Here is a 12,127-nt window from a genome sequence, read left to right as displayed (position 1 = left end):
TCAGTGTCCGCCGGTGATGACCTTGCGGATTCGGCGCACGCCGGACCAGACGAAGGCGATGACGATGGGGATCATCAGCCCGACGAGCAGGTCGGGATCGACCTTCATCCCGAGTCCCTTCAGACCCTTCGCCGCGTAGCCGACAATGCCGACGAGGTAGTAGCTGATCGCCACCACCGACAGCCCCTCCACCGTCTCCTGCAGGCGGAGCTGCAGCTGCGCCCGCTTGTCCATGGAGAGGAGAAGCTCGGCGTTCTGCCCCTCCACGGCGATCTCCACGCGGGTGCGCAGCAGGTCGCTGGCGCGGGCCACGCGCTGGGACAAAGCCTGCAGGCGCGATTCCACCGCCTCGCAGGTGCGGATCGCCGGGGCGAGGCGGCGGTCCATGAACTCGCCGACCGTGGGCAGGCCCTCGATGCGGATCTCGCGCAGCTCGACGATGCGCTTTTCCACGAGGTTGTAGTAGGCCCGCGCCGCGCCGAAGCGGTAGGCGGTCTCCGCGGCGATCTGCTCGGTCTGGGCGGCCAGCAGGGTCAGCCGGTCGAGCAGCTCCCGCTCGTCGTCCAGGCCGCGCAGGGTGGCGATGCGTGTGGTCAGGTCGGCCAGATCGGCCTCGATCGGGCCGATGCGCGGCAGCACGCCGCGCGCCACCGGCAGCGCCAGCAGCGCCATCACCCGGTAGGTCTCGATCTCCAGCAGGCGCTGCACGACGCGGCCCGCCTGGTTGGGCGTCATCGCGTGGTCGGCGATCAGGATGCGCGAGAAGCCGTCGCCATGGATGCGGAAGTCGGTCCAGGCCGTCGCCGCCCGCCCGGAGATGCGCGTCCCGATGTAGCTCGGCGAACCGAACATCGCCGCCAGCATGTTGGCCGAGGGCTCCGGCGATTCGGCGTCGAGGACGGCGACATGGACGCCGACCATCAACTCGCCCGGCAGGTCGGCCAGCCAATCCTTGGGCACCGCGTTCAGCGCCGGCTCCAGGAAGGGATCGACCAGCACGCCCGCCGGAGCGGCGGCGTTGGGGCGGAAGATGGTCCAGGTAGAGAATTCGGTGTGCCGCTCCCACTTCAGGCGGAAGCTGCCGAAGGAGCCGCTGTAATGGGTGGCCCCGGCGGGCGGGCGCGGCACGCCGGCCCAGTCGCACAGCTTCTCCAGATGCAGCCGGTCGGCCTCCGACGCGCCTTCCCCCGACAGCATCGCCAGCATGGTGGCGCGCACCGGGGTGGACAGAACCTCCGGCGGGCGGGTGTGCACCTCATTGGTCAGGGTCACGCGCAGGGCGTGGTTCTTCAGGGGGTGGGCCAGGGAGCGGGCGGCGTCCCCGTTGCCGGTGCGGCCCATCGCCAGCGCGTCGTCGGTCATCGCGGCCATTCCCCTTCCAAGCCCCTTCCGCCACAGACGACGAGCCTTGCCGGATGGGCCGCCCGTCGCCACACTATAAGTCTGATCTTAGACCACATCGCGGGTGCGGGTGCGAGAGCGCCGGTGCCGCATCGTTGTCCTACGATAGACCGATACCCCGGAGTCCCCATGAGCGCGCTTGCCGTCACCGACGATCTGTTCTTCAACCGCGCCGGCCTGGACCGTTCCCGTGTCGAGGGGGTGGTGGCCGACGCGCTGCGGGGAGCGGACGACGGCGAACTGTATCTGGAATATTCGCAGAGCGAATCGCTGGGCTGGGACGACGGCAAGCTGAAGGCGGCCAGCTTCGACACCACCCAGGGATTTGGCCTGCGCGCCATCGCCGGCGAGGCGACCGGCTTCGCCCACGCCTCCAGCCTGTCGGAGGACGCCATCCGCCGCGCCGCCGCGACGGTGCGCGCCGTCCAGGCCGGACACGCCGGCACCTTCGCCGAGCCGCCCGCCGGCACCAACCGCGCGCTCTACATCCCCGATAACCCCCTGCCCCTGGTCCCGTTCGAGGCGAAGGTGAAGCTGCTGGCGGAGATCGACGCCTACGCCCGCGCCAAGGACCCGCGGGTGCGGCAGGTCTCCTGCTCGATCAGCGGCGAGTGGCAGGCGGTACAGATCATCCGCGCCGACGGCGTGCGCGTCGCCGACTTGCGGCCGCTGGTCCGGCTGAACGTCTCCGTCGTGGTGGCCGAGGGCGACCGCATGGAAACGGGCGGCCACGGCGGCGGCGGGCGCGTCACCTACGAACATTACATGCAGCCGGAGACCTGGCGCGCCTTCGTGGACGAGGCGCTGCGCTCGGCGCTCGTCAACCTGTCGTCGGTTCCAGCCCCGGCCGGCGAGATGACCGTCGTCCTCGGCAACGGCTGGCCGGGCATCCTGCTGCACGAGGCCATCGGCCACGGGCTGGAGGGCGACTTCAACCGCAAGAAGACCTCGGCCTTCGCCGGTCTGATGGGCCAGCGCATCGCCGCCCCCGGCGTGACCATCGTGGACGACGGCACCATCGAGAACAGCCGCGGCTCGATCACCGTGGACGACGAGGGCACCCCCGGCCAGTGCACCACGCTGATCGAGGACGGCATCCTGGTCGGCTACATGCAGGACCGCATGAACGCCCGGCTGATGGGCATGCGCCCGACCGGCAACGGGCGGCGCCAGAGCTTCGCCTGCCACCCCATGCCGCGCATGACCAACACCGTGATGCGCCCCGGCGCCTATGAGCCGGAGGAGATCATCAAGTCGGTCAAGAAGGGGCTCTACGCCAAGAACTTCGGCGGTGGGCAGGTGGACATCACCAGCGGCAAGTTCGTCTTCTCCGCCAACGAGGCCTATCTGATCGAGGACGGCAAGCTCGGCCCGGCGGTGAAGGGCGCGACGCTGATCGGCAACGGCCCGGACAGCCTGACCCGCGTCTCGATGATCGGCAACGACACCAAGCTGGACCCCGGCGTCGGCACCTGCGGCAAGGACGGCCAGGGCGTTCCCGTGGGCGTCGGCCAGCCGACCCTGCGCTTGGACGGCCTGACCGTGGGCGGCACGGCGGCCTGATGTTTCCCTTCTCCCCCCTGGGGAGAAGGTCAGGATGAGGGGGGCGCCGAAGGCGCGCCACGCCGACTCATCCGGCGTTTTTCTTCGCCCTGCCGGGCGCATCGCCCCCTCACCCAACCCTCTCCCCAGGGGGAGAGAGCTTCAGCATCGGAGGATTCCCTGTGTCGTCCCTCGCGCTGGTTTCGACCTTCTGCCCCGACCGCGTCGGCCTTGTCTCGGCGGTCACCGGCCATCTGTTCGGGCTGGGGGCCAACCTGCGCGACGCGACCTTCGCGGTGATGGGGTCGGGGGCGGAATTCTCGGCGGTCTGCGAACTGCCGGACGGCGTTCCCGTCGAAGAGGTGCAGGAGGGGTTGGCGAGCCTGCCGGAACTGTCGGGCGCGCAGATCAAGGTGACGCCCTTCGACTTCGATCCCAACCCCGGCCCGCTGGCCCGCATCACCCACCGCGTGGAGGTGTCGGGCGGTGACCAGCCCGGCCTGATCGCCCGCCTGTCGGAAATCTTCACCCAGTTCGAGGCGAACATCGTCCGGCTCGACGCCCAGACCCTGCCGGAGCGGGAAGGCGGGCGCTACACCATCCGTTTCGCCGTCTCGATCCCGCCGGAGCGTTCCGGCACCTGCCTGTCCGCGGTCGCCAACACCGCGGAGACGATGGGCCTGACCTGCACCGCCGAACCGCTGTAACGCCTCTCTTCCATCATCCCCGATTATCCCCTCCTCCTCTGGGGAGAGGGATAAAGGTTGCATCCATACGCATGAAAATGCCATGGATCGGGAATTCATCCCGACAATCTCCACCATGGCGTGAATCGCGTTCTCCTCGTTCTGGCGCTGTCCTTCGCCACCCTGCCTGCGCGGGCGGAGGGGCTTGAGCCCACCCTGTCCGACTGGGGGACCGTCGGGCTGCTTCAAACACCAACCGCGCGCGCGATGCCGGACGGCACGGTGACCGCCGGTTTGACCGCACTCGGTGGTCTGCACCGTCATGTCTTTGCCGGGGCGCAGTTCCTTCCCGGCCTGGAGGTCACCCTCCGCGACAGCACCTACCCGAGCTGGCACGGCCTCAGCGAGCCGGGGGTGGACGCCAAGCTGCGCCTGCTGCGCGAGGGGCTGTGGTGGCCCGCGCTGGCCGTCGGCGGGCGGGACGTCACCGGCGGCGGGCTGGATCTGCCGGGCAAAGGCCGCTTCGCGGGGGAGTATCTGGTCGCCTCGCGCCGCTGGTGGGACGTCGATCTCAGTCTGGGCATCGGCTGGGGCGGGCTCGGTGACTACGGGCATGTCCGCAACCCGCTGCACTTCCTCGGCGGGCGCTTCAAGCGCGACCGCGACCCGGCGAAGGCGTCGTCCCGCGGACCGGAGGCGTGGTTCACCGGGGAGCGCGCGGCCCTGTTCGGCGGGGTCGAATGGCACACGCCGCTGGAGGGCTTGAGCGTCAAACTGGAGTACAGCGCCGACAGCTTCCGCGCCCAGCAGCAGGACGACCCGAGCTTCCAGCCCGGCCTGCCGCTGAACGCCGGTCTGGCCTACCGCCCCTGGAACTGGCTGGAGCTGGGCGCCGGCATCGAGCAGGGATCGCGCGCCATGCTGCGCCTCGCCGCCCGTTTCGACCCACGGCAGGACGCGGAAGCCACCCCGCGCACGCCGCCACCCGCGGTGGGCGCCCGTCCCGCCTCGCCGGACGCCGCCCTGCCCGCCACGGACATCGCGGCCCTGGCCCGGCTTCACCGGCTGCCCGCCCGCGCTGCGCTGATCGGAGGCGACCGGGCGGCGCTGTGGCTGGACCCGGCGGGTGCCGGCACCGCTCCGCTGGCGCAGGAGGTGGGCCGTGCCGCCCGCCTGCTGGCCGCCGGCGCGCCGCCGGAGGTCGAATGGCTGACCGTCGCCACCGGCAGCGCCGGGCTGGATGGCACCGCCGTCACTCTGTCGCGCCGCGCCGTGGAGCAGGCGGCCGGCAAGCGCGGCAGCCCCGAGGAAATCTGGCGGACGGTTCGCGTGGCCCGCTCCGCCGGTCCTCCGCCGGACTGGCCTGGGCGGCTCGTCCTGACCGTCACCCCGACCCTGGAAGCCAGCCTGTTCGAGCAGAGCGCCCCGCTGGTGCAGCGGACCTACGGCGACGCGGTGCTGACGGCGGAACCGCTGCGTGGGCTGGTTCTGAGCAGCGGGCTGCGGGTGAACGTCAGCCACAACCTCCACCTCCTCGACACCAACGCCATCCCGGCGGCGGAGCCGGTGCGCAGCGACCTGCCGCGCTACGCCGACCGCATCGCCGCGGTCGAGCGGCTGTACGCCGCGTGGCTGGCCGCGCCCGCCGAGAACTGGAGCACGCGCCTGTCCATCGGCCATTTCGAGGAGATGTTCGGCGGTGTGGGAGCCGAGGCGCTGTACCACCCCCTGACGGCGCGCTGGTCGCTCGGGCTCGACCTCAACCGCGTCTGGAAGCGCCCGCCAGACGACGCGTTGCGCCTTGCCCCGGAAAGCGGGCGGAACACCGGCCACGCCAGCGTCTATTGGGAAACGCCGGGGGCCGCCACCACGGGCGTGATCCGGCTGGGGCGCTATCTCGGCGGGGATTGGGGCGGCACGCTCGAACTGATGCGCGCCTTCGGCGGCGGCATCCGCCTGTCCGCCCACGTCACCTGGACCGAGGGTCCGGACGGCGCGCAGAGTCGCTACGGCGGGCGGCTGGAACAGGGCATCGCGCTGACCGTGCCCTTCAGTCCCGGCGGATCCTGGCCGCCGGACGGGCGGCTGGCGACCGCGGTGCGCACCCTTGGACGCGACGCGGGGCAACGGCTGCGCCAGCCATTGCCCCTCTACGACGCGTCGGTCGCGGCGGGTTACGGCCGCCTGACCGGATCATGGCCGCGGCTGATGGAATAAGCCGCGGCGGACCGGGGATCAGCGCATTTCGGAGATCGTCCCGGTCTTGGTGTCGAGAAGCACGGTGCTCCAGGTGCCGTTGGCCGACTGGGCTTCCGCCACGTAGTTCTCACCCTGCTTGCGGAAGTCGCGGACCGAGGTGAAGCCGGCGGCGCTGAAGTAGTTCAGCAGCGACGTCTGCATCAGCTCCTTGCGGTTCTGACCGCGCTCGGCGCGCTGGGCGGTGTTCGGATCGACGTTCATGATGACCTGCCGGTTGCCCTGCATGGTGCCGGTGGCCGATCCGGTGGTCCCCATCGCGCCGCTGTTGGGCATGGAGTTCATGGTGCCGGTCGAACCGTAGGTGCCGGGCGCTCCATAACTGCCCGTGCTGCCATAGGTGCCCGCGGTCCCGGCCCCGACCGTGGATTCGGCGCTGCCGCTGGTCACCCGGTCGGGCATGCGCCCATCCGGCATCCGCTTCTGCGTCCGATCGCTCCACGGGTCGGCCCGCTCGCCGGGCAGGCTTTCCACCTGCGGGCTGGTGGTCGGCAGGCCCGACGGGCTGGAGCGCTCGTAGGGAACCTGCGGCGCGTTGTTCGGATAGGTCTGGGCCATCGCGGCGGGGGCGGCCGCCAGGGTCGCGGCGAGAACGGCAAGGGACAGTTTGGCGTTCATGGCATCCTCTTCTCTCGATACGGCGTCTCGCACCGGCGGAGCGGTGCTGCGCCATTTCGCCCGCCCGGCCGGAACCGAGCAGGCTGGCGACCCCGACAACAGCGTTCGTCGCCCGTTGTTGCGGTCAAGCCAGCGTTATCGGGATGCCCCTCCCCCTTTTGGAACCGACCCTACCCAAAAAAAGCTCTTTACGGGAGCGGAGTCCGGGAACCTTTCAGACCGGAGCCGTGTTCTGCACAATACTAACACGCTCTTCACAGAGTAGGACGTTCAACAGACTGCGCGCCGGACGAGCTGTAACGCGCTTCGGACCGAGCGAGGGAGGTTAGGATGCTCTATTGGGCACTTGTTTTCTTCGTGATCGCGCTGATCGCCGGCGCACTCGGTTTCGGCGGGGTTGCGTCAGCCTCCTCAGGCATTGCGCAAATCCTGTTCTTCCTTTTCCTGATCCTGTTCGCGGCGAGTTTGATTCTGGGCCTGGTCAGGCGCCGCTAGACCCAGCACCCGCCCGGAACCGTCCGGGCGGGCGTTTCCCGCAGCGCGCCCTTGTCCGGTCTTTCACGTCTCGGAGGGCCGGGCTCGCGAGTACCCCCAAAGCCTCTCGATGTTAGCCTCGCACCTGACCGGCAACGCCCCATCCGGAGCGTTGCCGGTTTCTCTGTGCGGCCAGTGCTATTGAAGACCCAGCGTCATCGAAGACGGAACGCGGACGGGTCAGTCCTCGTCGGTCGGGCTGTGCCCTTCCATGAGCTGGCGCAGGGCACGCCGCCCGCGCGACAGGCGCGACTTCACGGTGCCGATCGAAATGCCGAGGATGTCCGCGGCCTCGCCATAGGAGATGCCCTCCAGCCCGATCAGCAGGACCACCTCCCGCTGCTCGGTCGGCAACAGGCCGAGCGCGCGCTTCAGATCGCGCAGCTCCAGCCGGACGAACTGCCCGCCATGGGCGGCGCCGATCGCCGCCTGCCCTTCCCCGTCGATGTCCACGACCGCCTGCCGGCGGCGGATGCCGTTGATGTGCAGGTTGCGCAGGATGGTGAAGAGCCAGGCGCGCAGGTTGCTGCCGGGCCGCCACAGATGCAGGCGCGACAGGGCGCGCTCCAGGCATTCCTGGACGAGGTCGTCGGCCAGCGTGGCGTCCCGCACCATGGCGCGGGCGAAACGGCGCAGGCGGGGAATCTCCGCCTCGATCTGCGCGATGATCGCCGGATCGGGGGGCGCCAACGGTGCCGAAGACGCTTCCGCCGCGTCTTCGGCGGCCGGATCGTCGGCTTCGACGCCATCCTCGGCTTCGACCGCAACGTTCAACTCGTCCTCGTCCGCACGGCGGCTTCCCATCACCGGCTTGAGGGCGACGGGGTCAAGCGGCGCGGGGCTGCTTGCCGGACGGCGCAAGGAACTCGCGACGTGGTTCGCCATCGGTGGAACGCTGCCTCCCTGTGTACCGAAAGATGTCCTGATCGCTCAGGGCGCGTCTGAAACGCCCGAACCATTACTCCGGCCCCCGCTTGCGCCGAATGCGCGCGGGGCATAACCGGATTCTCCAACGACGATCGTCGGTCCATCAGTACGTAATGGTGCACCACAGGGGCTGCCAGTTGGGAAAAAGGCTAGGCCCCTTCACAATTTGGCGAGATTACCCCTAACATGTCATTGATCGTCCGATTGCTCCCGTAGCATTCGATCGGAGATGATGTATCGTCTCCGGACATACGGGAGGCTCCATGACTTTGCTCAAAAGGAAAAGGCCGGCTGGCTTTCACCAACCGACCTCAAATCTCCTTTGCGGGATAGCCATGTCTATGGCCAACGATGAATTCGCTCATTCATCCATCCGCAGGTCCGCTGCCAGCGGCTCTTCTTCTCTGTATAGGCGGCGTTTCCGTCCCTTAGTGGAAGTCTTATTTCATTGTAGTCCGCTTCCTCTGTTGGCCGGAACCATATCGCATTACGTCTTTCGCGGACAGCCGGACGTTGGCTCTAGCGCGGCGATCTTCTCGCATACACCGAAAGACCGGCCGGCCTCACCAATCGGCGAAAGGCGCTTCAAGGCGGTGAAAACCGCGGCGGCGCTGGCCGCCGGCGGGCTGATCGCGTCCCTTCTGACGGCTCTGCCGGCCGCAGCCCAGGAGGTGTCGGTCCAGACGGCAACAGCCCAGCCCCCGTCTTTTCAAAACTCGTCCGAGCGCACGATCCGCGCGCTGGAGGCGCTCGCCAGCAAGGGCAGCGCCCGCGCCCAGTATGAGCTGGCCATGCGCTACGAGGTCGGCAAGGGCGTGAACCGGGACGAGCGGATGGCCCTTTCCCTCTATTGCCGGGCGGCCCGCCAGGACTACGCCGAAGCGGCCTACCGCGCCGGGCGCATGCACATGGCCGGACGGGGTGCGGTGTCGAAGGATGAGGAACTCGGCCGCTCCTGGCTGCGCCGCGCCGCCCTGCTGGGCAACGAGGACGCGACGCGGATGGTCAAGCCGGCCAGCGCCACGGGCAAGGGCGCGGTGAGCAAGACGCCCGACCGCTGCGAACCGCCGAGCGTGCGATGGGGCGTCATCCGCATGCCGCCCAAGGAAATCCGCGCGATGGTCACCAAGATGGCTCCCAGCTACGGGCTCGACCCGGATCTGGTGCTGGCGGTGATCGCCGTCGAATCCGGCTACCGCGTGGATGTGGTGTCCGAGAAGAACGCCATGGGGCTCATGCAGCTCATCCCCGAGACGGCAGAGCGCTTCGGCGTGACCAAGCCTTTCGACCCCGAGCAGAACCTGCGCGGCGGCATGAAGTATCTGCGCTGGCTGCTGGCCTACTTCGACGGCAACGTGACCCTGGCGCTGGCCGGCTACAACGCGGGCGAAGGGGCCGTGGTCCAGTACAAGGGCGTCCCCCCCTACCGCGAGACGCAGGACTATGTGGTGAAGGTCCACAGCGTCTATCCGCGCCGCGTCCATCCCCACGATCCGGGCGTGGTGCGCTCCGCCGGCCTCCCCGCCGCGAAGCAGGAGGAGGTCGCCGAGTTGAGCGTCTCCCGGTCGGGCGCCTCTGCAAAACGATGAAGCGCTCCCGCCGGCCTTTCCCGTATCATGCGGAAAGGCCGGCAAAGGGGATTGCGAATGGGCAGCGCGGACGGGACGGGTTCCGACAAGCATTACTGGCACCAGTACATCGACACCTACCGTCAGGCCTTCCAGACGCTGGGCCCGGTGCGGATCATCCTGGAATACGGGGTGTTCCGGGGCGATTCGATCCGCTGGCTGCGTTCACAGTTTCCGGACGCCTTCATCATCGGCGCCGACATCCTGGAACCGCAGCCGGAATGGCCGCAAGACGACCGCATCCAGTATGTGCGGTTCGACCAGAACGATCCCGAGCACATCGGGCGCAGCCTGCGGGCCAACGGCATCCTCTTCGACCTCATCATCGAAGACGGCAGTCACATCCCCCAGCATCAGGCGTGGTGCCTGACCCAGTCCCTGCCCCACCTGCGCAGCGGCGGCCTGTACATTCTGGAAGACGTTCACACCTCGCACCCGGAGCACGGCCTCTACCGGGCCTATTGCGCCGATTACGCCCAGCCCCCGGCCACCAGCCTCCAGGTGCTTCTCGCCCTCCAGCACATCCGGGCAGCGGGGATTCCCTTCACGGACGCGATGGCCGCGGGCTTGGCGTCCAAGGACTTCTTCACGGCGGACGAGGTGAAGGCGCTGCACATGGACATCGCCGGGATCGAACTCTATCGGCGCACGCGCTTGCCCCTTCACTGCTACAAATGCGGTTCCAGCGATTACGACTACGCGGCGATGCGCTGCCGCTGCGGCGTGCCGCTCTACGAGACCGCGGACTCCATGTCCTTCCTGATTCGCAAGACCTGAGGAGGGCGCGGCGAAACCACGCCGGTGCACTCCCGAAACGACGACGGCCCGCCGAAGGGCGGGCCGTGGATCGTTGATGCCGGAAAGGATGGCGTCCCCTAGGGGATTCGAACCCCTGTTACCGCCGTGAGAGGGCGGTGTCCTAGGCCTCTAGACGAAGGGGACCTTCATCGGGCGATGCTCGGTTGCCAGCCGATCGAATTGGCGTCCCCTAGGGGATTCGAACCCCTGTTACCGCCGTGAGAGGGCGGTGTCCTAGGCCTCTAGACGAAGGGGACAGTCTTTCGTCGTCTGACGACGTGGCGTCGTCGGCGTGGCGGGTTTTTAGCGAACCCACCCTGCCCGATCAAGCCTTTTCTGACAGATCCTTGGCGATTTTCAGAAAAGAGTTCACGACGGCCTGCGGCGTGTCGAAGGCGGTGACCAGACGCAGCAGATCGCCCTCCCAGCGGTAGAAGCGGTAGCCCGCCGCCTCCAGCCCGTCGGCCACCGCGGCGGGCAGGCGCACGAAGACCTCGTTGGCCTCCACCGGATGAGCCAGCTCCGCCCCCGGCAGGGTGGCGAGCCCCTGAGACAGCCGGTCGGCCATGGCGTTGGCGTGGCGGGCCAGCCGCAGCCACAGATCGTCGGCCAGCCAAGCGTCGAGCTGCGCCGACAGGAAGCGGCCCTTGGACACCAAGTGCCCGGCCCGCTTGCGGCGGAAGCCGAAATCCTCGGCCAGCGCCGGGTTGAAGAACACCACGGCCTCCGCGGCGAGGCAGCCGCCCTTGGTGCCGCCCAGCGACAGCACGTCCACCCCGGCCTTCCAGGTCACCTCCGCCGGGGCGCAGCCCAGCCGGGCCACCGCGTTGGCGAAGCGGGCGCCGTCCATGTGCACCGCCATGCCGTGGGCATGCGCGACGTCGGACAGGGCCGCCACCTCCTGCGGACGGTAGACCGTCCCAGCCTCGGTCGCCTGCGTCAGGCTGAGGGCGGCGGGCTGCACCCGGTGCACCACGCCGATGCCCGCCCCGGCCAGCGCCGCGCTCAGAGCGGCGGGGGTCAGCTTGCCACCCTCCCCGGCCAGCGGCACCAGCTTGGCCCCGCCGGTCGCCATCTCCGGTGCGCCGCACTCGTCGACGTGGATGTGGCTTTCCTGGTGGCAGTAGACCGCGCCGTAGGGTGGGACCAGGGCCGACAGGGCCAGCGCGTTGGCCGCCGTCCCGGTGGCGACCGGGAACACCGTCACCTCCGCCTCGAAGAGAGCGGACAGGCGACGGGTGACGCTGGCGGTCAGCGGGTCCTGCCCATAGGGATCGGCGGACCCGACCGCGGCCGCGGCCAGGGCGTTGACCACCTCCGGCGCCGCGCCGGCCACATTGTCGCTGCGGAAGTCGTGAATGACGGCGTTGGTCATGGCGCGGCGGCTCCGGCGGTGACGGTCACGGCGATGGCGCCGGTGCGCGGGTCCATCACATAAAGACGATCGGGGGCGTCCGGTATGGTGACGCGGAAGACGACGCGGTTGCCCACCGCCACCGGGTCGCCCAGGCGCGCGCCCGCCGGCAGGCCCAGCGTGACCTCCTCCGCCCGGCCCGCGGGGGTGGCGGCGCGCTCGGTCTCGGCGGCGGCCCGGCGCTCCGGATCGCTGATGCGCTTGTAGAGTTCGACGCCGAGGATCGCGAAGCCGGCGATGATCATCACGCCCATGATGACGACGAGTGCCTTGAGGAACTGCACGGTTTGGGGTCCACTCTCGCGCGAATGTGAGGAGTTTTG

At 69.2% G+C, this 12,127-nt stretch carries 11 protein-coding genes and 2 tRNA genes; 6 read left to right on the top strand and 7 right to left on the bottom strand.

Features of this window, described 5'->3' with window-relative positions:
- The gene (locus tag H0B54_RS09215; protein ID WP_188260082.1) at positions 1–1,362 is read right to left on the bottom strand and encodes a DUF3422 family protein; all 1,362 of its coding nucleotides are present in this window, start codon (positions 1,360–1,362) and stop codon (positions 1–3) included.
- 168 nt (positions 1,363–1,530) lie between these two features.
- On the opposite strand from H0B54_RS09215, the gene tldD reads away from it, so the two are divergent.
- The 3 genes from tldD to H0B54_RS09200 all read left to right on the top strand — a co-directional run bounded on the left by tldD (position 1,531) and on the right by H0B54_RS09200 (position 5,846).
- Positions 1,531–2,964, top strand: a complete 1,434-nt coding sequence (tldD, locus tag H0B54_RS09210; protein WP_094302901.1) for a metalloprotease TldD — start codon at positions 1,531–1,533, stop codon at positions 2,962–2,964.
- A gap of 161 nt (positions 2,965–3,125) precedes the next feature.
- A complete protein-coding gene (locus tag H0B54_RS09205; protein WP_188260041.1) occupies positions 3,126–3,650 on the top strand; it encodes an ACT domain-containing protein in 525 nt (174 codons plus the stop codon).
- A gap of 120 nt (positions 3,651–3,770) precedes the next feature.
- Positions 3,771–5,846: a YjbH domain-containing protein gene (locus H0B54_RS09200; RefSeq protein ID WP_188260040.1), complete on the top strand. Its 2,076-nt coding sequence runs from the start codon at positions 3,771–3,773 to the stop codon at positions 5,844–5,846.
- Between the two features lie 18 nt (positions 5,847–5,864).
- Here H0B54_RS09200 and H0B54_RS09195 read toward each other — a convergent pair whose 3' ends face one another.
- Entirely contained in the window at positions 5,865–6,503 is a 639-nt protein-coding gene (locus tag H0B54_RS09195; RefSeq protein WP_188260039.1) for a hypothetical protein, read from the bottom strand.
- 330 nt (positions 6,504–6,833) lie between these two features.
- Between H0B54_RS09195 and H0B54_RS09190 the strand changes: the two genes are divergently transcribed.
- Entirely contained in the window at positions 6,834–6,998 is a 165-nt protein-coding gene (locus H0B54_RS09190) for a DUF1328 domain-containing protein (protein ID WP_188260038.1), read from the top strand.
- Between the two features lie 219 nt (positions 6,999–7,217).
- Here H0B54_RS09190 and H0B54_RS09185 read toward each other — a convergent pair whose 3' ends face one another.
- Positions 7,218–7,922 (bottom strand): sigma-70 family RNA polymerase sigma factor, encoded by a 705-nt coding sequence (locus H0B54_RS09185; RefSeq protein WP_094302905.1) that lies wholly within the window; start codon positions 7,920–7,922, stop codon positions 7,218–7,220.
- Positions 7,923–8,557: 635 nt separating this feature from the next.
- Here H0B54_RS09185 and H0B54_RS09180 point away from each other — a divergent pair.
- Both H0B54_RS09180 and H0B54_RS09175 read left to right on the top strand, forming a co-directional pair.
- Complete coding sequence (locus H0B54_RS09180; protein WP_188260037.1) at positions 8,558–9,553, top strand: transglycosylase SLT domain-containing protein; 996 nt, start codon at positions 8,558–8,560, stop codon at positions 9,551–9,553.
- Positions 9,554–9,610: 57 nt separating this feature from the next.
- Entirely contained in the window at positions 9,611–10,369 is a 759-nt protein-coding gene (locus H0B54_RS09175; RefSeq protein WP_188260036.1) for a class I SAM-dependent methyltransferase, read from the top strand.
- An 89-nt stretch (positions 10,370–10,458) separates the two neighbouring features.
- Here H0B54_RS09175 and H0B54_RS09170 read toward each other — a convergent pair.
- The 4 genes from H0B54_RS09170 to H0B54_RS09155 all read right to left on the bottom strand — a co-directional run bounded on the left by H0B54_RS09170 (position 10,459) and on the right by H0B54_RS09155 (position 12,088).
- Positions 10,459–10,534, bottom strand: a tRNA-Glu gene (locus H0B54_RS09170).
- Between the two features lie 37 nt (positions 10,535–10,571).
- Positions 10,572–10,647 (bottom strand) — tRNA-Glu (locus H0B54_RS09165).
- 68 nt (positions 10,648–10,715) lie between these two features.
- Positions 10,716–11,765 carry a threonine aldolase family protein gene (locus tag H0B54_RS09160; RefSeq protein ID WP_188260035.1) on the bottom strand — a complete coding sequence of 350 codons (1,050 nt, stop codon included), beginning with the start codon at positions 11,763–11,765 and terminating at the stop codon, positions 10,716–10,718.
- Positions 11,762–12,088, bottom strand: coding sequence for a hypothetical protein (locus H0B54_RS09155; RefSeq protein WP_188260034.1), 327 nt, complete (start codon positions 12,086–12,088; stop codon positions 11,762–11,764). The genes H0B54_RS09160 and H0B54_RS09155 overlap by 4 nt, the downstream gene beginning before the upstream one ends.
- Positions 12,089–12,127: the final 39 nt, after the last annotated feature.

It is taken from the genome of Azospirillum tabaci, from assembly GCF_014596085.1.
In the GTDB taxonomy this organism is placed as follows: Bacteria; Pseudomonadota; Alphaproteobacteria; order Azospirillales; family Azospirillaceae; genus Azospirillum; species Azospirillum tabaci.
This window is presented reverse-complemented; position numbering and strand designations above follow the sequence as displayed.

Coding starts and splice junctions, on each gene's coding strand:
- tldD (WP_094302901.1), top strand. CDS start 1,531: ATGAGCGCGCTTGCCGTCACCGACGATCTGTTCTTCAACCGCGCCGGC.
- H0B54_RS09195 (WP_188260039.1), bottom strand. CDS start 6,503: ATGAACGCCAAACTGTCCCTTGCCGTTCTCGCCGCGACCCTGGCGGCC.
- H0B54_RS09190 (WP_188260038.1), top strand. CDS start 6,834: ATGCTCTATTGGGCACTTGTTTTCTTCGTGATCGCGCTGATCGCCGGC.
- H0B54_RS09185 (WP_094302905.1), bottom strand. CDS start 7,922: ATGGCGAACCACGTCGCGAGTTCCTTGCGCCGTCCGGCAAGCAGCCCC.
- H0B54_RS09160 (WP_188260035.1), bottom strand. CDS start 11,765: ATGACCAACGCCGTCATTCACGACTTCCGCAGCGACAATGTGGCCGGC.
- H0B54_RS09175 (WP_188260036.1), top strand. CDS start 9,611: ATGGGCAGCGCGGACGGGACGGGTTCCGACAAGCATTACTGGCACCAG.
- H0B54_RS09215 (WP_188260082.1), bottom strand. CDS start 1,362: ATGACCGACGACGCGCTGGCGATGGGCCGCACCGGCAACGGGGACGCC.